The organism is Enterobacter sp. I4 (genome assembly GCF_022669095.1).
Lineage (GTDB): Bacteria > Pseudomonadota > Gammaproteobacteria > Enterobacterales > Enterobacteriaceae > Enterobacter > Enterobacter pasteurii.
The window spans coordinates 1,038,101-1,061,009 of record NZ_JALBUO010000001.1; the positions used below are offsets into that span (position 1 = coordinate 1,038,101).

At 58.1% G+C, this 22,909-nt stretch carries 17 protein-coding genes; 13 read left to right on the forward strand and 4 right to left on the reverse strand.

Annotated elements, in window-relative coordinates; all coding sequences use genetic code 11:
- Position 1 precedes the first annotated feature (1 nt).
- The 4 genes from fdx to sseB all read left to right on the forward strand — a co-directional run bounded on the left by fdx (position 2) and on the right by sseB (position 2,767).
- Complete coding sequence (gene fdx / locus MOQ06_RS04965) at positions 2-337, forward strand: ISC system 2Fe-2S type ferredoxin (protein ID WP_061709977.1); 336 nt, start codon at positions 2-4, stop codon at positions 335-337.
- A gap of 1 nt (position 338) precedes the next feature.
- Complete coding sequence (gene iscX, locus MOQ06_RS04970; protein ID WP_003860650.1) at positions 339-539, forward strand: Fe-S cluster assembly protein IscX; 201 nt, start codon at positions 339-341, stop codon at positions 537-539.
- Positions 540-592: 53 nt separating this feature from the next.
- Positions 593-1,879 (forward strand): aminopeptidase PepB, encoded by a 1,287-nt coding sequence (pepB, locus tag MOQ06_RS04975; RefSeq protein ID WP_242171583.1) that lies wholly within the window; start codon positions 593-595, stop codon positions 1,877-1,879.
- 111 nt (positions 1,880-1,990) lie between these two features.
- On the forward strand, positions 1,991-2,767 hold the full coding sequence (gene sseB, locus MOQ06_RS04980; RefSeq protein WP_148420653.1) for an enhanced serine sensitivity protein SseB: 777 nt from the start codon (positions 1,991-1,993) through the stop codon (positions 2,765-2,767).
- A 17-nt stretch (positions 2,768-2,784) separates the two neighbouring features.
- Here sseB and MOQ06_RS04985 read toward each other — a convergent pair whose 3' ends face one another.
- The 4 genes from MOQ06_RS04985 to MOQ06_RS05000 all read right to left on the reverse strand — a co-directional run bounded on the left by MOQ06_RS04985 (position 2,785) and on the right by MOQ06_RS05000 (position 7,424).
- The gene (locus MOQ06_RS04985; protein ID WP_242171585.1) at positions 2,785-3,564 is read right to left on the reverse strand and encodes a MurR/RpiR family transcriptional regulator; all 780 of its coding nucleotides are present in this window, start codon (positions 3,562-3,564) and stop codon (positions 2,785-2,787) included.
- Positions 3,564-4,409: a 3-mercaptopyruvate sulfurtransferase gene (sseA, locus tag MOQ06_RS04990; RefSeq protein WP_148420655.1), complete on the reverse strand. Its 846-nt coding sequence runs from the start codon at positions 4,407-4,409 to the stop codon at positions 3,564-3,566. The genes MOQ06_RS04985 and sseA overlap by 1 nt, the downstream gene beginning before the upstream one ends.
- 90 nt (positions 4,410-4,499) lie before the next feature.
- Entirely contained in the window at positions 4,500-5,867 is a 1,368-nt protein-coding gene (locus tag MOQ06_RS04995) for a 6-phospho-alpha-glucosidase (RefSeq protein ID WP_242171587.1), read from the reverse strand.
- A 12-nt stretch (positions 5,868-5,879) separates the two neighbouring features.
- Complete coding sequence (locus MOQ06_RS05000; RefSeq protein WP_242171589.1) at positions 5,880-7,424, reverse strand: PTS transporter subunit EIIC; 1,545 nt, start codon at positions 7,422-7,424, stop codon at positions 5,880-5,882.
- A 286-nt stretch (positions 7,425-7,710) separates the two neighbouring features.
- Here MOQ06_RS05000 and MOQ06_RS05005 point away from each other — a divergent pair, with 286 nt between their 5' ends.
- The 9 genes from MOQ06_RS05005 (at position 7,711) to rodZ (ending at position 22,907) form a co-directional block, all read left to right on the forward strand.
- Positions 7,711-12,663, forward strand: coding sequence for an alpha-2-macroglobulin (locus MOQ06_RS05005; RefSeq protein WP_242171591.1), 4,953 nt, complete (start codon positions 7,711-7,713; stop codon positions 12,661-12,663).
- A 1-nt stretch (position 12,664) separates the two neighbouring features.
- Positions 12,665-14,992 (forward strand): peptidoglycan glycosyltransferase PbpC, encoded by a 2,328-nt coding sequence (gene pbpC, locus MOQ06_RS05010; protein ID WP_242171593.1) that lies wholly within the window; start codon positions 12,665-12,667, stop codon positions 14,990-14,992.
- Between the two features lie 88 nt (positions 14,993-15,080).
- Positions 15,081-17,459, forward strand: coding sequence for a DMSO/selenate family reductase complex A subunit (locus MOQ06_RS05015; RefSeq protein WP_242171601.1), 2,379 nt, complete (start codon positions 15,081-15,083; stop codon positions 17,457-17,459).
- Positions 17,456-18,085 carry a DMSO/selenate family reductase complex B subunit gene (locus MOQ06_RS05020; protein ID WP_148420661.1) on the forward strand — a complete coding sequence of 210 codons (630 nt, stop codon included), beginning with the start codon at positions 17,456-17,458 and terminating at the stop codon, positions 18,083-18,085. The genes MOQ06_RS05015 and MOQ06_RS05020 overlap by 4 nt, the downstream gene beginning before the upstream one ends.
- Positions 18,078-18,866: a DmsC/YnfH family molybdoenzyme membrane anchor subunit gene (locus MOQ06_RS05025; RefSeq protein WP_242171603.1), complete on the forward strand. Its 789-nt coding sequence runs from the start codon at positions 18,078-18,080 to the stop codon at positions 18,864-18,866. The genes MOQ06_RS05020 and MOQ06_RS05025 overlap by 8 nt, the downstream gene beginning before the upstream one ends.
- Positions 18,866-19,741: a 4Fe-4S binding protein gene (locus tag MOQ06_RS05030; RefSeq protein WP_242171612.1), complete on the forward strand. Its 876-nt coding sequence runs from the start codon at positions 18,866-18,868 to the stop codon at positions 19,739-19,741. Before MOQ06_RS05025 ends, MOQ06_RS05030 begins: the two co-directional genes overlap by 1 nt.
- A gap of 124 nt (positions 19,742-19,865) precedes the next feature.
- On the forward strand, positions 19,866-20,297 hold the full coding sequence (gene ndk / locus MOQ06_RS05035) for a nucleoside-diphosphate kinase (protein ID WP_045326029.1): 432 nt from the start codon (positions 19,866-19,868) through the stop codon (positions 20,295-20,297).
- A gap of 147 nt (positions 20,298-20,444) precedes the next feature.
- Positions 20,445-21,611, forward strand: a complete 1,167-nt coding sequence (locus tag MOQ06_RS05040) for a bifunctional tRNA (adenosine(37)-C2)-methyltransferase TrmG/ribosomal RNA large subunit methyltransferase RlmN (RefSeq protein WP_003860623.1) — start codon at positions 20,445-20,447, stop codon at positions 21,609-21,611.
- A 291-nt stretch (positions 21,612-21,902) separates the two neighbouring features.
- Positions 21,903-22,907 carry a cytoskeleton protein RodZ gene (rodZ, locus tag MOQ06_RS05045; protein WP_242171614.1) on the forward strand — a complete coding sequence of 335 codons (1,005 nt, stop codon included), beginning with the start codon at positions 21,903-21,905 and terminating at the stop codon, positions 22,905-22,907.
- The last annotated feature ends 2 nt before the right edge of the window (positions 22,908-22,909 follow it).

A 22,909-nucleotide genomic window follows, 5' to 3' on the forward strand; every position in this document is an offset into this window, starting at 1 on the left:
TATGCCAAAGATTGTTATTTTGCCTCATGCGGACCTCTGTCCGGATGGCGCTGTTCTGGAAGCGAAGACCGGTGAAACCATTCTCGACGTTGCCCTGCGTAACGGTATCGAAGTGGAACACGCCTGTGAAAAATCCTGTGCCTGCACAACGTGCCACTGCATCGTGCGTGAAGGTTTCGACTCTCTCGCCGAGAGCACCGAAGATGAAGACGACATGCTGGATAAAGCATGGGGTCTGGAGCCGGACAGCCGCTTAAGCTGCCAGGCCGCGGTAACCGATGAAGATCTGGTCGTGGAGTTCCCACGCTATACTATCAACCACGCACGCGAGCATTGATATGGGACTGAAGTGGACCGACAGCCGCGAGATCGGCGAAGCGCTGTACGACGCGAACCCGGATCTCGATCCGAAGACCGTGCGATTCACCGATATGCATCAGTGGATCTGCGATCTGGAAGATTTTGACGACGATCCAAACGCATCCAATGAAAAAATTCTGGAGGCGATTCTGTTAGTCTGGTTAGATGAAGCAGAGTAAATCACTTAACGGGCTGCCTTCTGGCGGCCCGTTTGCTAATAAGGATAAATAAAATGACCGAAGCGATGAAGATTACGCTCACCACGCAGCCAGCCGACGCGCGCTGGGGCGAGAAAGCCACCTGGAGCATCAATAACGACGGTATTACCCTGCACCTTACCGGCAAAGATGATTTAGGGCTGATCCAGCGCGCCGCGCGTAAAATTGACGGCCTGGGCATTAAGCATGTGTCTCTGGAAGGTGAAGGCTGGGACACCGACCGCAGCTGGGCGTTCTGGGCCGGTTACAAAGGCCCGAAAGGGACCCGCAAAGTTGAGTGGGCCAGCCTCGACGAAGCCGGGCAGAAAGAGCTTGAAAGCCGCCTGCAAATCATCGACTGGGTGCGCGATACCATCAACGCCCCGGCGGAAGAGTTAGGCCCGGAGCAGCTGGCACAGCGCGCCGTTGACCTGCTGTCCGGCGTGGCGGGGGACAGCATGTCCTACCGCATCACCAAAGGTGAAGATCTGCGCGAGCAGAACTATATGGGCATCCACACCGTGGGCCGCGGTTCTGAGCGTCCTCCTGTGCTGCTGGCGCTGGACTACAACCCAACCGGCGATAAAGCCGCGCCGGTATTTGCGTGCCTGGTCGGTAAAGGCATCACCTTCGACACCGGCGGCTACAGCCTGAAGCAGAGCGCGTTCATGGACTCCATGAAGTCCGACATGGGCGGCGCGGCGACCATTACCGGCGCGCTGGCGTTCGCCATCACCCGCGGTCTTAAAAAGCGCGTGAAGCTGTACCTGTGCTGCGCGGACAACATGGTAAGCGGTAACGCCTTCAAGCTGGGCGACATCATTCGCTACCGCAACGGTAAAAACGTCGAAGTGATGAACACCGACGCCGAAGGCCGCCTGGTTCTGGCCGATGGCCTGATCGACGCGTCAGCCCAGAAGCCGGAGCTCATTATCGACATGGCAACCCTGACCGGTGCGGCGAAGACTGCCCTGGGTAACGACTACCATGCGCTGTTCAGCTTCGACGACAGGCTGGCCGCGCGCCTGCTGGCAAGCGCCACGGCGGAAAACGAGCCGTTCTGGCGCCTGCCGCTGGCCGAGTTCCACCGCAGCCAGCTGCCGTCTAACTTTGCCGAGCTGAACAACACCGCAAGCGCGGCGTACCCGGCGGGGGCAAGCACCGCAGCAGGCTTCCTGTCCCACTTCGTCGAGAACTATCAGGAAGGCTGGCTGCACATCGACTGCTCCGCAACGTACCGTAAGGCGGCGGTTGAGCAGTGGTCCGCGGGCGCGACCGGTCTGGGCGTGCGTACCGTGGCGAACCTGCTGACGGCTGAGTAATTATTGGCCCCTCACCCCGGCCCTCTCCCCACAGGGGAGAGGGGGTTCAAATTCCCTCTCCCCTGTGGGGAGAGGGTTAGGGTGAGGGGAAATGCATTATCTGGAACTGTTATGTCCGAAACCAAAAATGAATTAGAAACTCTGCTGGAGCAGGCGGCTACCGAGCCCGCCCACCGTCCGGCATTTTTCCGCACGCTGCTGGAATCCACCGTCTGGGTGCCGGGCACGGCGGCGGAAGGCGAGCAGGTTGTCGAAGACAGCGCGCTGGATCTGCTCCACTGGGAGAAGGACGACGGCACTTCGGTGATCCCGTTCTTTACCTCGCTGGAAGCGTTACAGGAAGCGGTCGAAGAGGAACAGGCGTTCGTGGTGATGCCGGTGCGCACGCTGTTCGAAATGACGCTGGGGCAGACGCTGTTCCTTAACGCGAAGCTGCCGACAGGAAAAGAGTTCACCCCGCGCGAAATCAGCCATCTGATTGGCGAAGAGGGTAACCCGCTCAGCACCCAGGAGGTGCTGGAAGGGGGCGAAACGCTGCTGCTCTCTGAAGTGGCCGAACCGCCCGCGCAGATGATTGATTCCCTGACCACGCTGTTTAAAACCATCAAGCCGGTAAAGCGCGCGTTTCTCTGCTCCATCAAAGAGCAGGCTGACGAACAGCCGGTGCTGCTGATTGGTATTGAAGCGGACGGGGATATCGACGACATCATTCAGGCGGCGGGAAGCGTTGCTACCGACACGCTGCCTGGCGATGAGCCCATTGATATCTGTCAGGTCAAGAAAGGGGAGAAGGGCATCAGCCACTTTATTACCGAGCACATTACCCCGTTCTACGAGCGTCGCTGGGGCGGCTTCCTGCGCGATCTCAAAACCAACCGCATTATCTGATTACAGCGGGGTGAGTTTCACCCCGTTGCTTCCAGCAGCAGTAAATCCATCAGCAGGACCAGATTCGACTCAAACGACGTCACGCCTGCGGCTTCGGCAGCGAAGTGTACCGCCTCGTCATACAGCGCGAAATGCAGATCCGCCATGCCCGCCAGCGTATTGGCGGAGGCACGGGTAAAGGCGACGACCGTCATACCCACGTTTTTGGCGATCCGCGCTTTATCCAGCACCTGCTCCGTTTCACCGCTGCGGGAGACGGCAATAAATACCTGATAGCGTGCGGCGTTGCTGAGGAAAATATTCCGGCTGTCCCCCGGCCCGGAGATAAACGCCGTTTTACCCAGCACCTGCAGCTTCTTGGTCAGGTACTCGGCAAAAAGATAGGAAAACCCGGCGCCGTAGAGAAAAAAGCTCTCTTTCTGGCGCAGCAGGCTGGAAAATTGCTGGCGTTTGTTCTGCGTAACCCACTGAAAGGTTTGCTGATAGTTGGCGATAAACTGATTAAAAAGCGTCGGTAATTCAGCATGCTGCTCGGGCTGCTCGGGCTGCACGGCGATATGCGGCGTGTCTGTAAGCAGCTGCTTGCAGTGCCAGATAAACTCGCTGAAGCCGCTGAATCCCAGCTTCTGGCACAGCCGCATAATGGTCGCGGTGGAGACAAACGTCGCCTGCGCCAGCTCGCGCACCGTGATGTTGCCCACCAGCAGCGGATGCTCCGTGAGGTGGGCGAGAACGCGATACTCCGCGCGGGTCAGGGACGCCCCGCGCGTTAACAGCGTGGCCAGGCGGTTATCCATTATTTCGCCGGTTCAACCGGCAGATCGTCTCGCGCACCCCATTCGCTCCAGGCGCCGTCGTACAGCGTGACGTCATTCACGCCCAGAGTCGCCAGCGCAAGGATCGCCACGCAGGCCGTCACGCCGGAACCGCAGCTGGCGATGATCGGACGATGCAAATCAACACCCGCACGGTCAAAAATTGCCTTTAGCTCGTCGGTGGTTTTCAGCTCCCCCTCGAACACCAGATCGCCCCACGGCACGTTCAGCGCGCCCGGAATATGTCCACGCTTCAGGCCCGGACGCGGTTCATCCGCTTCGGCGTTAAAACGTGGCGCAGGGCGGGCGTCGACGATTTGCGCTGTTCTTTCGTGGCTAACAACCAGAACGTCAGTCAGTCGCTTCACCACGTGCGCGTCAAACGTCGCGTCGAAATCGCCTTCCGGCAGCGTCACGTCACCCTGCTGGAGCGGCAGCGCATCGCGCTTCCAGCCCGCAAGGCCGCCTGCCAGAATCGAAACGTTTTCCACGCCGAAAGTTTTCAGCATCCACCACGCGCGCGGTGCCGAGAAGAGGTTACCTTCATCGTAAACAACAAGGTGTTTATCTTTGCTGACGCCAAGTTCGCGCATCGCGACGGAAAACGCTTCCGGGCGTGGCAACATGTGCGGCAGGGGAGAGGTGTGATCGGAAAGGGCTTCGATATCAAAAAATACCGCGCCGGGCAGATGTCCGGCACGGTATTCACCGGGAACGTCACGATGCTCCTGGCCCGGAGGAGCCATGCGCGCGTCAATAATCTGGACTTCCGGATCGTCGCCGTGCTCAATCAGCCAGTCGGCGGCGACAAAATATGAGGTGGACATGGGTTGCCTCCATTCTTTTCCGTAAAAAAGGATTGTCGGTGTTTTTTCTGACACCGACAAGCAAACCGCGTTCAACTCGCGAGCAAGCCCCTATTTTTTCACCGTTTCGCCGTCCTGCCAGGCTTTTTGCAGCGCAGGCCAGTAGTCGCGGTTGGCTTCAATCATGTCATCCAGAATCGCTTTCGCGTGCGCCATGGTCGGCACGGTACGGTTCAGGGTGAACGCCTGCAGCGCTTTCTCATAGCTGCCTTCGATGGTTGCCTCCACCAGCAGCTGTTCAGAAGCGAGCTGCTGTTGCAGGAGTGTCTGATGGAACAGCGGCACCTGGCCCACGCGGACGGGCTCCGGTCCTTCGGAGGTGATATAGGCGGGCACTTCCACTACCGCGTCGTACGGCAGATTGGTTATCGCGCCGCGGTTTTCCACCATTACCAGATGGCGGCTCCGCAGGTTAAAGGCCAGCGAGCAGGCGACATCGACGATAAACTCACCGTGGACGCCTACGTGGAAGGCATCCGGTAAAATCCCGGTGCGCTTGTACTCTTCCGCGGCGGCGAAAAGTTTTTTCTCACGCCCGTTCATCACTTCGTTAGCGCGGGTGTACTCCGGATCCTGATGTTCCACAATCTGGTTCGGCATCAGGTAGTACTGCAAATACGGGTTCGGCAGGTACTCCGGGAAGTTATCCATAATCGGCTTGATGTTGCGCCAGGTTTTCACCCACGACGGATCAGAATGCTGCGGATCCGTTTTGGCGGCATCTTCCGTCAGCAGGCCAAACTTCGCGATATGCTTACGCAGCTCCGGCAGCCTGTCTACGCCGTCCACCAGCACGCGGGTAAACCAGCCGAAGTGATTCAGACCAAAGTAGTCCACCTCCAGCTTGCGGCGATCCACGCCCAGAATGGCGCCCATATTACGCATCGCGGCAACCGGCATATCGCAGATGTTCAGCACGCGCGCATTCGGGCGCAGACGACGTACGCCTTCAGCGACGATAGCCGCCGGGTTGGAGTAGTTAACGATCCACGCTTTCTCATGCGCGTAGCGATCCACCAGATCGATAAGCTCCACCATCGGCAGGATCGTACGCAGCCCGTACGCCAGCCCGCCGGGGCCGCAGGTTTCCTGGCCAACCACGCCGTGACGCAGCGGGATCTTCTCATCCTGCTCGCGCATCCTGTACTGACCAACGCGCATCTGGGCAAACACAAAATGCGCGCCGCTGAAGGCCACTTCCGGGTCGCTGGTGACGGTGAATTTGATGCTCTGGCTGTGGTCGCGAATAACCTTTTCCACCACCGGCGCAATAGTGTCCTGACGCGCCTCGTCGATGTCATAAAGGCGAATCTCCGCCAGCAGGAAATCCTGCAGGCGCACCATCAGGCTTTTCACAATACCCGGCGTATAGGTGCTGCCGCCGCCGGCAATGGACAGAATGAATGGGGGTGTAAACATCTTTAGCTCCTTTCAGAGAAACGTCTCAACGGCTTCTCGCATTTTTTTGACATGCAGCCCGTAGACCACCTGAACGTTGTTGCCTTGTTTGATAACCCCTTTCGCGCCGGTCGCTTTCAGGCGCGGTTCGTCGATGATGGCGACGTCCTTCACCGTGACGCGTAAGCGGGTGTAGCAGTTATCCACGACTTCAATATTTTCCCGGCCGCCCAGGCCCACCACGATGGATTCGCCCAGCCCGTCGTTATTCCCCTTCGCCTGGAACTCCTGCTTGCTGTAAAGGCGCGTCTCCTGCTCCTCATCTTCACGGCCCGGCGTTTTCATGCTGAAGCGCAGGATCAGGAAGCGGAACACCACGAAGTAAAGGGCGAACATAATCAGTCCGACCACGATGTACATCGGCCAGTTGGACTTCTCCGTGCCAAGCGGCAGGTTGTAGAGAATGAAGTCGATAACCCCGTTGGCACCGATGGCGTGAACGCCGAACAGGGAGAACAGCATCATGCCGATGCCGGTCAGCACCGCATGCACCACGAACAGCAGCGGGGCGACAAACAGGAAGGAGAACTCAATCGGCTCGGTGACGCCCACCAGCAGCGAGGTTAGCGCCGCCGGGATCAGAATGGCTTTCGCAATGGCTTTACGCTCCGGCTTTGCGGTCATGTACATCGCCAGCGCGGCGGCAGGCAGGCCGAACATTTTGCTGATGCCGCGCGCATCCCACACTACGGTGCTGCTCAATTGCTTCACGTCCGGGCAGGCCATCTCGGCGAAGTAAATGTTGCGCGCGCCCTGGTAAACCGTGCCGCACACCTCCTGCGTACCGCCCAGTTCGGTATAGAGGAACGGGGTGTAGACCAGATGATGCAGGCCCGTCGGCACCAGGATGCGCTCAAGGAAGCCGTAGATCGCCACGCCGAACGGACCGGAGCCTTTGATCGCCAGCGCCAGCGCGCTAATGCCGTGCTGAGCGTATGGCCACAGCTCGCTCATCACCACGCCGAGCAGCATTGAGACGGGCAGCATCACAATGGCAACAAAGCAGTGGCCGGAATAGATCGCCATCGCGCCGTTAAACTGCACGCCGGAGTATTTGTTGTACAGATAACCGGAGAGCGCCCCGGTCAGGATCCCGGCGAACACGCCCATCTCCAGTACCTGAACGCCAAGCACCATGCTTTGACCCGCGGCTTTCATCTGGTCAACTGGGGCCAGTTCACCCTGAAGCTGTAGCGTCACGTTCATGGCGTTGATAAATACCACAAAGGTCACCAGCCCAATCAGTGCCGCGTAGCCTTTGTCCCGCGTGGCCAGGCCAATGGGGATCCCGACGGCAAACACCAGCGCCAGGTTAACCAGCACCGACACGGCAGATTTGGCGATCAGCTGGCCAATATTCTGGATCAGCGGATGGCCGAGAAACGGCAGGTACTCGGCCAGATTACCGTTGCCCAGCACGTTGCCAAAGGCAATAAACAGACCGACGATAGGTAAGATAAGTACCGGTCCGTAAAGTGATTTACCGAAATTTTGTAGGGCGTTCACGGCTCGTTTCATGGCTTTCTCTCTTATTGAACCGCGCACTCGGCGTGCGTCATGGTCATAAAACTAGCAGGCCCGGAAGGATCTTATCCAGCTATCTTCTTGTTTTAAAAACAAATGACGTGAAAGGTAACATGTTACGTTAAGGGCTGTGATCGTGGTTCCAACACCGTATGGCAGGGTGATGTCATTCTGCGAGGCGCTTTCCACAATACTAAATTGGACTTTTTGTATTAACGAAACTTGCGGATAATACTTATCCGGACGACGACCAACAGGCCTCACAGGCCAGGGACTAAGGATGAAACCGTTTCGCTTAGCCGCGATCTCTCTCGCGCTGCTCACCACGTTTACGCTTGTCGGCTGCGATAACAGCGACGACAAAACACAGGCTGCTGCGCCCGCAGCGTCAACCGCTTCAGAAAAGAAAGCACCGGAAAAACCGGACCCAAAAACGCTGGCTGCGCTGGCTGCACAGAGCCAGGGTAAGGCGCTGACGCTGCTGGATGCCTCAGAGGTACAGCTAGACGGCGCTGCGACGCTGGTGCTGACCTTTTCGGTGCCGCTGAAGCCGGAGCAGGACTTCGCCAAAACCGTGCACGTGGTGGATAAGAAAAGCGGCAAGGTGGACGGCGCCTGGGAGCTGGCGCCCAATCTGAAAGAGCTGCGCCTGCGCCACCTGGAGCCAAATCGTAACCTGGTCGTCACCGTCGAACGTGGTCTGGAGGCGCTGAACAGCGCGACGTTTGGCATTGATTATGAAAAAGCCATCACCACCCGGGATATTGAACCGACGGTCGGATTTGCCAGCCGCGGTTCGCTGCTGCCGGGCAGCGTGGTGGAAGGGCTGCCGGTGATGGCGCTTAACGTTAACAGCGTGGACGTGAACTTCTACCGCGTTAAGCCGGAGTCGCTGGCCTCGTTTGTCAGCCAGTGGGAGTACCGGAACTCACTGACCAACTGGGAGTCCGACACGCTGCTGAAGATGGCGGAACTGGTCTATACCGGCCGCTTTGACCTTAACCCGGCGCGCAACACCCGCGAGAAACTGCTGCTGCCGCTGAAGGATATTAAGCCGCTCCAGCAGTCGGGCGTTTACATAGCCGTCATGAATCAGGCCGGGCACTACAACTACAGCAATGCCGCGACGCTTTTCACCTTAAGTGATATTGGACTCTCCGCTCACCGCTATCATAACCGCCTGGACATCTTCACCCAGAGCCTGGAAAACGGTGCGGCGCAGTCAGGCGTTACCCTTACCCTTCTGAACGATAAAGGCCAGACCCTGGCCGAGGCGAACAGCGACGCGGACGGTCATGCGAAGCTGGAGACGAATAAAGAAGCCGCGCTGATCCTCGCCAGCAAAGACGGGCAGACCACGCTGCTCGATCTCACACTTCCGGCGCTCGACCTGGCGGAGTTTGATATCGCCGGCAAGCCGGGTTATAGCAAACAATTCTTTATGTTTGGCCCGCGCGATCTCTATCGTCCGGGTGAAACGGTGCTCCTCAACGGCCTGCTGCGCGACAGCGACGGAAAACCGCTTCCCGATCAGCCTGTGAAGCTTGACGTATTGCGCCCGGACGGTCAGGTGGCGCGCACGGTTGTTGTGCAGCCCGAGAACGGTCTTTACCGCTTCAACTACCCGCTTGATAGCGGCGCGCAGACAGGCATGTGGCATGTTCGCGCGAATACGGGAGACAACCAGCAGCGCATGTGGGATTTCCACGTCGAAGATTTCATGCCTGAACGCATGGCGCTGAATCTGACGGGGCAAAAAACACCGGTTTCTCCACGGGATGACGTGGACTTTAACGTAGTGGGTTATTACCTGTATGGCGCACCGGCTAACGGCAACGCTCTGCAAGGCCAGCTTTTCCTGCGCCCGCTGCGTGAGGCGGTGACTGCGCTGCCGGGCTTCCAGTTCGGTGATATTGCGGAAGAGAACCTGAGCCGTAGCCTGGATGAAGTGCAGCTTACGCTTGATGAGCAGGGTCGCGGACAGGTGACCACTGAAAGCCAGTGGAAAGAGGTGCACTCGCCGCTGCAGCTGATTTTGCAGGCCAGCCTGCTTGAGTCGGGCGGTCGCCCGGTGACGCGTCGCGCCGAGCAGGCTATCTGGCCTGCGTCCACGCTACCGGGGATCCGTCCTCAGTTCGCCAGTAAGGCCGTTTACGATTACCGTACCGATACCACCGTCAACCAGCCGATTGTCGATGAAAACGGCAACGCCAGCTTTGACATCGTTTATGCCGATGCCGGCGGGGCGAAAAAAGCGGTGTCCGGTTTGCAGGTGCGCCTGATTCGCGAGCGCCGGGACTATTTCTGGAACTGGTCAGAGAGTGAGGGCTGGCAGTCGCAGTTTGACCAGAAAGATCTTGTTGAGGGCGAGCAGGAACTTAACCTCAAGGCTGATGAAACCGGCAAAGTCTCTTTCCCGGTGGAGTGGGGCTCATACCGTCTGGAAGTGAAAGCGCCTGATGACATGGTCAGCAGCGTGCGCTTCTGGGCAGGCTACAGCTGGCAGGATAACAGCGACGGCACGGGGGCGGCGCGCCCCGACCGCGTGACGATGAAGCTTGATAAGCCAGCTTATCAGCCTGGCGATACCATCAACCTGCATATCGCCGCACCGGCCGCAGGCAAAGGCTATGCCATGATTGAATCCAGCGAAGGGCCGCTGTGGTGGAAAGAGATCGACGTCCCGGCAAACGGTCTGGATCTCTCCATTCCGGTGGATAAAGCCTGGAAGCGTCACGATCTCTACCTCAGCACGCTGGTGGTACGTCCCGGCGATAAATCCAAATCCGCCACGCCAAAGCGCGCGGTCGGGCTGCTGCATCTGCCAATGGGTGACGAAAATCGCCGCCTGAACATTGCGCTTGATAATCCGCAGAAAATGCGTCCTAACCAGACGCTTTCTGTGAAAGTGAAAGCCAGCGTGAAGGAGGGCGCGGTACCACAGAAGGTGAACGTGCTGGTTTCGGCTGTTGATAGCGGCGTGCTGAACATTACCGACTACGTTACGCCGGATCCGTGGGAAGCCTTCTTCGGTCAGAAGCGTTATGGCGCGGATATTTACGATATCTACGGCCAGGTTATTGAAGGCCAGGGGCGCATGGCCGCACTGCGCTTCGGCGGTGACGGCGATGAGCTGAAGCGTGGCGGTAAGCCACCGGTTAATCACGTCACTATTATTGCCCAGCAGGCGCAGCCGGTTACGCTGGATGCTAACGGTGAAGGCACCGTTACGTTGCCGATTGGTGATTTCAACGGCGAGCTGCGTCTGATGGCACAGGCGTGGACGGAAGACGATTTCGGCAGTAGCGAGAGCAAGATCGTTGTAGCCGCGCCGGTCATTACCGAACTTAACACGCCGCGTTTCCTGGCAAGCGGTGACACCTCCCGCCTGACGCTGGACCTGACTAACCTCACCGATCGGCCGCAAACGCTGAACGTCACGCTAACCTCAACCGGCAAGCTGTCGCTGGAAGGCGCTCAGCCAGCGCCGGTTCAGCTGCCGCCTGGCGCACGCAGCACCCTGTTTATTCCGGTGCGGGCGCTGGAAGGATACGGTGATGGCGAAATTACCGCTCAGATTGCCGGGCTACAGCTTCCGGGCGAGACGTATACTCCCCAGCAGAAGAGCTGGAAAATTGGCGTGCGCCCCGCATTCCCGGCGCAAACGGTGAATACGGGCACGATGCTCAACCCTGGCGAATCCTGGACTGCCCCAGCGCAGCACATTGCCGGTTTCTCTCCTGCGACGCTACAGGGGCAGCTGCTGCTCAGCGGAAAAGCGCCACTGAACCTGGCGCGCTACATCCGTGAGCTGCAGGCTTATCCGTACGGGTGTCTGGAGCAAACCACCAGCGGCCTCTTCCCGTCGCTATACACCAATTCCGCGCAGCTCAAGGCTCTCGGCATTAAGGGTGATACTGACGACAAGCGCCGTGCGGCTATCGATCTCGGTATCTCCCGCCTGCTGCAAATGCAGCGTGACGACGGGGGGTTTGCGCTCTGGGATAAAAACGGTCCGGAAGAGTACTGGCTGACCGCGTACGTTACTGACTTCCTCGTGCGCGCAGGGGAACAGGGCTATAGCGTTCCTGCCGATGCGGTAAATAAAGCGAATAACCGCCTGCTGCGTTACTTACAGGATCCGGGCATGATGTCTGTCCGCTACAGCGACAACGCTCAGGCCAGTAAGTTTGCCGTACAGGCTTATGCCTCGCTGGTTCTGGCGCGTCAGCAAAAAGCGCCGCTCGGCGCGCTGCGTGAAGTCTGGGAGCGTCACGCTCAGGCTGCTTCCGGGCTGCCGCTGATGCAGCTGGGGATGGCGCTGAAGCTGATGGGGGATGCGCCGCGCAGCCAGCAGGCGCTGGATCTGGCTATCAAAACGCCGCGTACTGACCGCCGAAGCTGGATGGCGGATTACGGTAGCCAGCTTCGCGATAATGCCCTGATGCTCTCCCTTCTGGAAGAGTACAAGCTGCTGCCGGATGCGCAAAATACGCTGCTGAACGCCTTGTCGCAGGAAGCCTTTAGCCAGCGCTGGCTCTCAACCCAGGAAAGCAACGCCCTGTTCATGGCCGGACGTTCGCTGCAAACGCTCTCCGGAGCATGGCAGGCGACCACGAGCCTCTCTGAGCAGGCACAAAGTAGTGACAAACCGCGGGTAGAAAACCTGAACGGCGCCCAGCTTAGCGCGCTGCAGGTAACCAATACCGGCACTACGCCGCTGTGGGTTCGTCTGGACAGTACGGGGTATCCGGAGTATGCGCCTCAGCGAACCTCTAACGTATTGCAGATTGAACGCCACGTTCTGGCGACAGACGGCAGCAGCAAGTCACTCTCTTCCCTGAAGAGTGGTGAGCTGGTGCTGGTGTGGCTTGAAGTGAAGGCCAGCCAGAACGTGCCGGATGCGCTGGTGGTGGATCTGCTCCCGGCAGGTCTGGAACTTGAAAACCAGAATCTGGCGAGCAGCAGCGCCAGCCTCCAGGACAGCGGCAGCGAAGTGCAGAATCTGCTGAATCAGATGCAGCAGTCTGATATCCAGCATATGGAATTCCGCGACGATCGCTTTGTGGCCGCTGTGCCGGTCAATGAAGGTCAGCCGGTTACGCTGGTCTACCTGGCCCGAGCCGTCACGCCGGGAACCTACCAGGTGCCGGTTCCGATGGTGGAATCCATGTACGTTCCGCAGTGGCGGGCAACAGGGGCGGCCAGTGGCCCGCTGATCGTTGTTCCTTAAGATGCTGCCAGAACGACTGATACGCTCCCGCTGGCTATGGCTGGCGGGAGCGCTTTTCGTTTCAGTGGCGCTGATTGTCGCCGCCGACCGCCTGTGGCCGCTGCCTCTGAAAGAGGTTAACCCCTCGCGCGTGGTTGTGGATGAGCAGGGCGTACCGCTGTGGCGTTTTGCCGACAGCGAGGGCATCTGGCGCTATCCGGTTACCATTGAGGAGGTTTCCCCGCGCTATCTGGAGGCCCTGATCCAGTATGAAGACCGCTGGTTCTGGGAGCACCCGGGCGTCAATCCGCTCTCTGTACTGCGCGCTGCCTGGCAGGATCTTACCTCCGGGAGAGTCGTTTCTGGCGGAAGCACGCTTACCATGCAGGTGGCGCGCCTTCTGGATCCGCATCCGCGCACTTTTGGCGGTAAAATTCGTCAGCTGTGGCGGGCAATGCAGCTGGAGTGGCATCTCTCCAAGCGTGAAATTCTCACGCTGTATCTCAACCGAGCCCCGTTTGGCGGCACCCTGCAGGGAGTGGGGGCAGCAAGCTGGACCTACCTTGGAAAGCCGCCATCACGGCTGAGCTATTCCGACGCGGCGCTGCTGGCGGTACTGCCGCAGGCACCAAGCCGCCTGCGCCCGGACCGCTGGCCGGAACGCGCGGAGGCGGCGCGTAACAAAGTCCTCGACCGCATGATGGCTCAGGGCGTCTGGTCAGAAAAGCAGGTGAAAGAGTCCCGGGAAGAACCGGTGTGGCTGGCTCCCCGCCAGATGCCGCAGCTGGCACCGCTCTTTTCGCGCATGATGCTCGGTAAAAGCCGCGAGACAAAAATAGCCACCACGCTTGATGCCACGCTGCAGCGACAGCTTGAAGAGCTGGCGATGAACTGGAAGTCTCGCCTGCCTGCCCGCAGTTCGCTGGCAATGATCGTGGTAGATCACACGGATATGAAAGTGCGCGGCTGGGTCGGCTCGGTGGATATCAATGATGACAGCCGTTTTAGCCACGTGGATATGGTCAATGCAATTCGATCCCCGGGATCGGTTCTCAAGCCCTTCGTCTACGGGATGGCGCTGGACGATGGGCTGATCCATCCCGCCTCCTTGCTTCAGGATGTGCCAAGAAAAACCGGGGATTATCGCCCCGGCAACTTTGACAGCGGCTTTCATGGGCCGGTCAGCATGAGTGAAGCCCTCGTACGCTCCCTCAATCTGCCTGCGGTGCAGGTGCTGGAGGCGTACGGCCCTAAACGTTTTGCCGGGATGCTGGGCAATGCGGGGTTACCGCTGATTCTCCCGGCGGGCGCGCAGCCCAACCTCTCCCTGATTCTGGGGGGCGCAGGCGCACGTCTGGCTGATATAGCTGCCGCGTATAGCGCCTTTGCAAGGCAGGGTAAGGCCGGTCGGCTGCGTTTACAGCCGGGCGATCCGCTAGTTGAACGTCCGCTGTTGTCGCAGGGCGCTGCGTGGATTATTCGTCGCATTCTCGCCGGTGAAGCCCAGCCCCTGCCGGACAGCGCGTTGCCGCAGGTTGCGCCGCTGGCGTGGAAAACCGGCACCAGCTACGGCTACCGGGATGCCTGGGCTATTGGGCTTAACGCCCGGTATGTCATTGGTATCTGGACCGGACGCCCGGACGGCACGCCCGTCGCGGGGCAGTTTGGTTTCGCCAGCGCGGTTCCGCTACTGAATCAGGTGAATAACCTGCTTCAGTCTCGTTCGATGGTGGATGAGGCTCGTTTGCCGCGCGATCCGCGTCCTGCCAGCGTGGGGCGGGGTGTGATTTGCTGGCCGGGCGGCCAGTCGCTGCCGGAAGGGAGCGAAAACTGTCGGCGTCGTCTGTCAACCTGGCTGCTTGAGGGCAGTGAACCGCCTACGCTGCTATTGCCGGAGCAGGAGGGAATTCGCGGGATCCGTTTCCCGGTCTGGCTGAATAAAGACGGTCAACGCGTTGCGGCGGATTGCCCGGATGCGACAGAAAAAGTGCTGGATGTCTGGCCGTTGCCGCTGGAGCCCTGGCTGCCCGTTGCCGAAAGACGTGCCGCTCGTCTTCCTGCCCGTTCAACGGTTTGCCCGCCGCTGGATAATCATAATTCGGCACCGCTGATGTTATCAGGCGTCAGAGAAGGAGCGGTAATTAAGCGCCTTCCGGGCGAGAAAAATATGACGCTCTTCGTTTCAACCAGCGGTGGCGAAGGGCAGCGCTGGTGGTTTTTAAACGGTGAACCGCTGGAGGGACGGCAGAGGAATTATTCATTGCAATTATATTTGCCGGGTAATTATCAATTAATTGTAATGGATGAAACAGGGCAAACGGCGACGGTGAATTTTGAATTAGATCGTTAAGCGTTACCCCTGAAGGGTTAGCTTGATAATTATCAATATTCATTCCTGAAAAAAAACGAGAATGCGTTTTTATTTTAAGGAATGAGCAATGAAAAAAAATAAAAATCCGGGAGAGGGGCTTATTCCAGCCTTATCCCGACGTCACTTTATTCAGGCAGGATCGGCGCTGGCCGCCCTGCCGTTTGTCGCCACAACCGGCAAAGCACGTGCCCAGGGCCCGGCAAAGACCAGCGCCACGCCTGAAGAGAAAGTCGTGCAAACCTGTAGTACGTTTGACTGCGGCGGCAAGTGTGATATTCGTGCGCACGTTAGTGAAGGCGTTGTCACGCGAATTTCCACCCGCCCGGATGATGCCCTTGATCCGCAGATGCCAGTTATGCGCGCCTGCGTTCGCGGTCGCGCTTATCGGAAATTCGTTTATCACCCGGATCGGCTTAAATATCCCATGAAACGCGTAGGTAAACGTGGCGAAGGAAAATTCGAGCGTATTACCTGGGATGAAGCCACCACGCTTATTGCGGATCGGTTAAAAACCATTACGCAAAAATACGGCCCCGCCTCGCGCTATGTGCATGTGGGCACCGCAGTTTCCGGCGGCACGTTTTCTGGCGATAAGATGGTTCGTCGCCTGCTTAACCTAACCGGCGGTTATCTCGAAAGCTATCACTCGGTCAGCATGGGCAACACGGCGGCGGCAACGCCGTATACCTATGGCACTGCCGCCAGCGGCAGCTCGCTGGACACGCTGCAGGACACCAGGCTGGTCATCCTCTGGGGGCACAACCCGACAGAGACGATCTTTGGCCACAGTAACCACTATTTCCAGAAGATGAAGCAAAACGGCACCCGCTTTATCGTTGTCGATCCGCGCTATTCGGACACGGTTTCCTCCCTTGCCGATCAATGGATCCCGCTGCTTCCTGCAACCGATAACGCCCTGATGGACGCCATGATGTACGTGATCGTCACGGAGAACCTGCACGATCGCGATTTCCTTCAGCGCTATACCCTGGGCTTTGACGAAGACGCCATGCCAGAGGGCGTTCCGGCGAATGAATCCCTGATGGCTTACCTTAGCGGTGCAAAAGATGGCGTGGCGAAAACGCCTGAGTGGGCAGAGAAAATCACCCACGTGCCGGCGCAGACCATTCGTCAGCTGGCGCGCGACTACGCAACCACCAAGCCCGCCGCGCTGATCCAGGGCTGGGGGCCGCAGCGCCATAACTGCGGCGAACGCACCGCGCGCGGCTCGACGATACTGGCAACGCTGACGGGCAACGTCGGGGTGAAAGGCGGCTGGGCGGCTGGCTATGGCGGCTGCGCAAACCGGAAATTTGCGGCAGGTCCAGAGATGCCGGATAACCCGGTAAAAGCCAAAATATCGGTAATGAACTGGGTGCAGGCCGCCGATGATGCTTCCCAAGTAACGGCAGAAGTCGGCCTGAAGGATGTGGATAAGCTCGACAGCAATATCCGCATCCTGTTCTCGCTGGCGGGCAACTATCTGGCTAACCAGAACCCGGATCTTCATCAGGCGGTCCGCGTGCTGGAAGATGAGTCAAAAATTGAATTTATCGTCGCAAGCGATCTGTTTATGACGCCGAGCGCCAGATATGCCGATCTTCTCCTGCCGGAAACCAGCTTTATGGAGCGCTGGAATATCGGTGAAACCTGGGGCACGGCAAGCTATCTGATCCTGTCTGAGAAGCTGATTGAACCTGAGTTTGAGCGCCGCTCAGATTACGACTGGCTGCGGGAAGTCGCTGCTAAGCTTGGCGTCGAACCCGCATTCAGCGAAGGCCGTGACGAAAAAGCGTGGATTGAACACATCTGGGAGCAGACGCGGCTGTCCATGCCGGACGAAAACCTGCCGGACTTCGCGACGCTACAGAAAACGCGTCAGCATCTCTTCAAAAGCGCGCCGTTCGTTGCCTTTGAGGACAACATCCGCGATCCGCAAAATCATCCGTTCCCGACGCCTTCCGGAAAAATTGAGATCTTCTCGAAGCGCCTGTACGACATGCATCACCCGGAAATCCCGGCGCTGTCGCACTACGTTCCCGCCCATGAGGGCCCGGAAGACGAGCTGGCGAAAACCTTCCCGCTCCAGCTGATCACCTGGAAAGGGAAAAACCGCGCCAACTCTACCCAGTACGCCAACCCGTGGCTGATTGAAGTCCAGCAGCAAAAGCTGTGGATTAACCCGCAGGATGCGCAAAAGCGCGGTATTGCGCAGGGAGACACCGTACGCATTCACAACGCGCGCGGCATTTGTGAGGTCCCGGCGGAGGTCACGCCGCGCATTATTCCCGGCGTTGTTGCCATGCAGGCAGGCGCCTGGTGGCAGCCGGACGAGCGGGGCATTGATAAAGGCGGCTGCGCGAACGTGCTCAGTTCAGCCCGTATTACCGCACTTGCGAAAGGAAATTCCCATCAAACCATGCTGGTGGAGGTAGCGAAAGCATGAGTCAGTTCAAACACTATGCGCCGGTGAGCGACAAGCAGCTGGGTTTCTTTATCGACTCATCCCGCTGCTCGGGCTGCAAGGCCTGCCAGGTGGCGTGCAAAGATAAAAACAACCTTGAGGTCGGGCGTCGTTTTCGTCGCGTGTACGAAGTCAACGGCGGGAATTTCATCCCAACCGGGCAGGGCGGCGTCAGTAATAACGTTTTTGCCTACACGCTCTCTGTCTCCTGCAACCACTGCGCGGATCCTATCTGCACCAAAAACTGCCCGACCACCGCGATGCACAAGCGTCCTGGCGACGGCATCGTGCGTGTCGATACGGACAAGTGCGTCGGCTGCGGATACTGTGCGTGGTCATGCCCCTATGGCGCGCCACAGCTCAACGAGCAGACCGGGCAGATGTCAAAATGCGATTTTTGCGTGGATCTGCAGGCAAAAGGCGAACAGCCTGTCTGCGTGGCAACCTGTCCTCTCGAAGCGATCAAATTCGGGCCGATTGATGAGCTTCGGGCGAAATACGGTGCGGTCTGTGACGTGAAGGGCTTGCCTGATTCCTCCATCACAAAACCGAACCTGGTGATCAAAGCACATCAGGGCGCAGAGAAAGAGGGGAAACGTCATGCATGAGTTACCGCTGTTGATTTTTACGCTGTTCCTTCAGGGGTCGGTAGGCGTTACGCTCTGGCTGGCGTTCGGGGGCGCGCATGATTCGCAGCGTAGCGCGCTGCTGCCTGCTGCCGGGGCGTTCGTGCTGGCCTGCCTGGGGCTGCTCGCCTCGGCGCTGCACATGGGTTATCCGCTGAATGCCCTTAACGCGCTGCGCCACGTATCCAGCTCCTGGCTGAGCCGCGAGATTGTCTTTGCCAGCCTTTACCTTGCGGCGCTTGGTCTTGCGACGCTGCTGATGTTCGCGAAAAAGCCGGGCTGGAAGCCGCTTCTGGCCGTGGCGGGTCTTGTCGGGCTGGTGGATGTCTTCTGCATGGCGCAGATTTATATGCATGCGTCCGTGGTGACCTGGCAGCACATAAACACGCTGGTGCTGTTTATCGGCTCGGTGGGCATTATCGGCTCAGCCTGCATGGCCGCTGGAATGCCTTCCCGGGCGACCCTGCGTGCGGCGGTTGCGATCGTTATGCTGCTGGTGCTTGTGCGTCTGCTGATGCAGCCCGTCTGGCTGGCTGACATTACTGCCGTGGACAACACCGTGGTGACGTTCCCGCACGCTCCGTTACGGATGCTGGAGCAGCTGCGCACGCTGCATCTGCTGAGCTGGTGCGTTTCCGTTGCCGGCATGCTGTGCTTTGCCGCGGGCGGTCTGAAGGCAGCGCGAGGCCCTGTTCTTCTCGGAAGCGCGTTGCTGATTGTGGGTGAACTGATGCTGCGCTTCGTTTTCTTCAGTATTGGCTGATGGGCGGATTAACGCTTATCCCGGCGATGGACGTGACGCACGCGTGCGTTCGTCGCCGCTTTCGCCACGCCTCCTGCCGCGCCTGTGCGGACGCTTGTCCCGCGCAGGCGTTCTCCGTTACGGACGCGGGCATCCTGATTGATGACAGCCGCTGTATTGAATGCGGCGACTGCCTGTTTGTCTGTCCTGCCGGGGCCATTACCGGCATCATGCCGCGAAAGCGCTTTTTGCGTGGAGATACGCTTGTCGGGCCGTTTACTGAGCGCGCGCCCGGCGTGAATGAGCTGCTGCTCTGGCACGCGCAATACCACGTTCGTTTTATCAGTATTGAAGCAGAGCGTTACCCTGCATGGCTGCTGGCGCTTGCCCGGCTTAATCTTGCGCTTCGCCGACGCGGTGAGGCGGCGTGGACGTTCAGGCTTATCCCGCACAACGAGGTTAATCTCGCCCGTCGTGCGCTGATGCACGTTCCCCGTGAGGCCGTTCAATCCTGTAGCGTAATGCCCGGCCTGCGCGAGCTGCGAAGGGCTTTTCCCGCGTTTAGCGAGGCAGAGATAACGCTCGATGCCGGAAAGTGCGTGCTGTGTGGGGCATGCTGGCGAAGCTGCCAGGAAAAGGCGATTCGCTTTGAAAACGCCGTGCTGAAGGTGGAATCCGGGCATTGCACCGGTTGCGGGGGGTGTGAAGCGGTTTGCCAGCATGCGGCGATAAGCGTGACGCAAGCAGAGGGAACTGCAAGAACCATTGCCAGGCCCGCATATGAGGCGGTTTGCCAGTCGTGCCACCGCCAGTTCTGGTCATTTACGCCTGATGAAAAGCAGTGCCCGCTCTGTTTTCATCATCATTACGGGATGCGAAATCAGGCCTGTTGCTAATCTTCGTCTCATTTTAAAAAAATGTTATGCATAACCATAGGCAATGGCGCTATTGCTCTTTATAATCCGCGCCACACCATACTCAGGTATGCAAAAACAACAGAACATTTTACAGAGGTTATCAATGGCTATTGAACGTACTTTTTCCATCATCAAACCAAACGCGGTGGCAAAAAACGTTATTGGCAGCATCTTCTCTCGCTTTGAATCAGCAGGGTTTAAGATCGTTGGCACCAAAATGCTGCACCTGACCGTTGAACAGGCTCGCGGTTTCTACGCCGAGCACGAAGGTCGCCCATTCTTTGACGGTCTGGTTGAGTTCATGACTTCTGGCCCAATCGTTGTATCCGTACTGGAAGGTGAAAATGCGGTACAGCGTCACCGCGACCTGCTGGGTGCAACCAACCCGGACAACGCGCTGGCAGGCACTCTGCGCGCCGACTACGCTGACAGCTTCACCGAGAACGGCACCCACGGTTCCGACTCCGTTGAATCTGCTGCACGCGAAATCGCGTTCTTCTTCGCAGAAGGCGAAGTGTGCCCTCGCACTCGCTAATAATTTCGTAAATGCCGCGTGCAAACGTGGCATCCCTGCGCCAGACTTTGTACAATGCAACGCCCCGGACGAGCAGACCGCTTACCGGGGCGTTTCTTTTCAACCCACCAAGGGCCACAACGTGTAACAACGAGGCCGGAAAACATTATGTCTGAATTAGTGAATACCTCCGAAGTCGCCATTCCTGCGGTTCCCAATAAAAATGGAAAAATTAACCTGCTGGACCTGAACCGTCAGCAGATGCGCGAGTTCTTTAAAGAGATGGGCGAGAAGCCGTTTCGTGCCGATCAGGTCATGAAATGGATGTACCACTATTGCAGCGACAACTTTGATGATATGACGGACATCAACAAGGTGCTGCGCAATAAGCTCAAAGAAGTCGCGGAAATCCGCGCACCGGAAGTAGTGGAAGAGCAGCGCTCGTCGGATGGCACCATTAAATGGGCCATTGCGGTGGGCGATCAGCGCGTTGAAACCGTATATATCCCGGAAGACGATCGCGCCACGCTGTGCGTTTCTTCTCAGGTGGGCTGTGCGCTGGAGTGCAAATTCTGCTCCACGGCGCAGCAGGGCTTTAACCGTAACCTGCGGGTGTCGGAAATTATCGGCCAGGTATGGCGCGCCGCGAAAATCGTGGGCGCGGCAAAAGTGACCGGTACGCGTCCAATCACCAACGTGGTTATGATGGGGATGGGCGAACCGCTGCTGAACCTGACCAACGTGGTGCCGGCGATGGAAATCATGCTCGACGATTTCGGTTTTGGCCTGTCCAAGCGCCGCGTAACGCTCTCTACTTCAGGCGTGGTTCCCGCGCTGGACAAGCTGGGTGACATGATTGACGTCGCGCTGGCGATCTCCCTTCACGCGCCAAACGATGCGATTCGTGACGAAATTGTGCCTATCAACAAAAAGTACAATATCGAAACCTTCCTGGCCGGCGTGCGTCGCTACCTGGAGAAATCCAACGCTAACCAGGGCCGCGTGACCATCGAATACGTGATGCTGGATCATGTTAACGACGGCACCGAGCATGCTCATGAGCTGGCTGAACTGCTGAAAGATACGCCATGTAAGATCAACCTGATCCCATGGAACCCGTTCCCGGGCGCGCCGTATGGCCGCAGCTCGAACAGCCGTATCGATCGTTTCTCCAAGGTGCTGATGGAGTATGGCTTCACCACTATCGTGCGTAAAACCCGTGGTGATGATATTGATGCCGCCTGTGGCCAGCTGGCGGGTGACGTTATTGACCGTACCAAACGTACGCTGCGTAAGCGTATGCAGGGTGAGTCAATCGCGGTCAAAACCGTTTGATTATTATGCAGACACGGCGCGTTTTTTGCGCCGTGAAGCATAAATTTACTGAATAATCAGTCACAATCATCACGATTGATTAATAATTACGGTGCGTTTCATACGACTTTCGGGCAGTATGTAACGACGTAACAACAGTTTAGCGTGAAGGCCTGCCAGCGCTGTCATCTGCGGCCCGACAGTCTTATACTGTTTGTTCAAGGTTAACTGACCTGAAGTTTCGCGGTGCGGGTGGCATTGTGACTCACCGGCACCTGAACCCTTATTTTCACGTACCAGTAGTTGTAGCGAATGAATACTGAAGCCACTCACGATCAAAATGCAGCACTCTCCACTGGCGTTCGTCTTCGCAACGCCCGTGAACAACTCGGACTCAGCCAGCAAGCCGTTGCAGAACGCCTGTGCCTGAAGGTTTCCACCGTTCGCGATATTGAAGAAGATAAGGCACCAGCCGATCTGGCTTCAACGTTTCTGCGCGGTTATATCCGTTCTTACGCCAAACTGGTTCATATTCCTGAAGACGAATTACTGCCGATGATGGAGAAGCAGGCGCCCGTGCGTGCTGCAAAAGTTGCGCCTATGCAAAGCTTCTCTCTGGGTAAACGTCGTAAAAAACGCGATGGCTGGCTGATGAGCTTTACCTGGCTGGTCCTGTTCGTGGTTGTGGGCCTGACGGGCGCATGGTGGTGGCAAAACCACAAAGCGCAGCAGGAAGAGATCACCACCATGGCCGATCAGTCCTCCGCTGAGCTTAATCAAACCAACGGTGCGCAAAGCGTGCCGCTGAGCACGGAAGGGGCTGCATCTTCCAGTGAACCTCAGACGGTGGCAACGAGCGCGCCTGCAAGCGAACCTGCTCCAGCGCCAGAGGCGACGGCTAACACCGCGCCAGCGAACCAGGCACAGGATCAGGACGCGGTAGTGTCACCTTCCCAGGCAAATGTTGATACCGCACCTGCGGCAACGGCATCTGCGGAAAATCCTGCGGCGACGCTGCCAACGGATCCGGCCGGCACGGCGGCACCTGCCGTTGACCCGAATGCGCTGGTGATGAACTTTACGGCGGATTGCTGGCTGGAAGTCACTGACGCAACGGGTAAAAAACTTTTCAGCGGCCTGCAGCGTAAAGATGGCACGTTAAATCTAACGGGGCAGGCACCCTACAAGCTTAAAATCGGCGCACCGGCAGCGGTACAGATCCAGTATCAAGGAAAACCTGTCGATCTGAGCCGCTTTATCAGAACTAACCAGGTTGCGCGTCTTACCGTTAATGCCGAACAATCAGCAGCACAGTAACA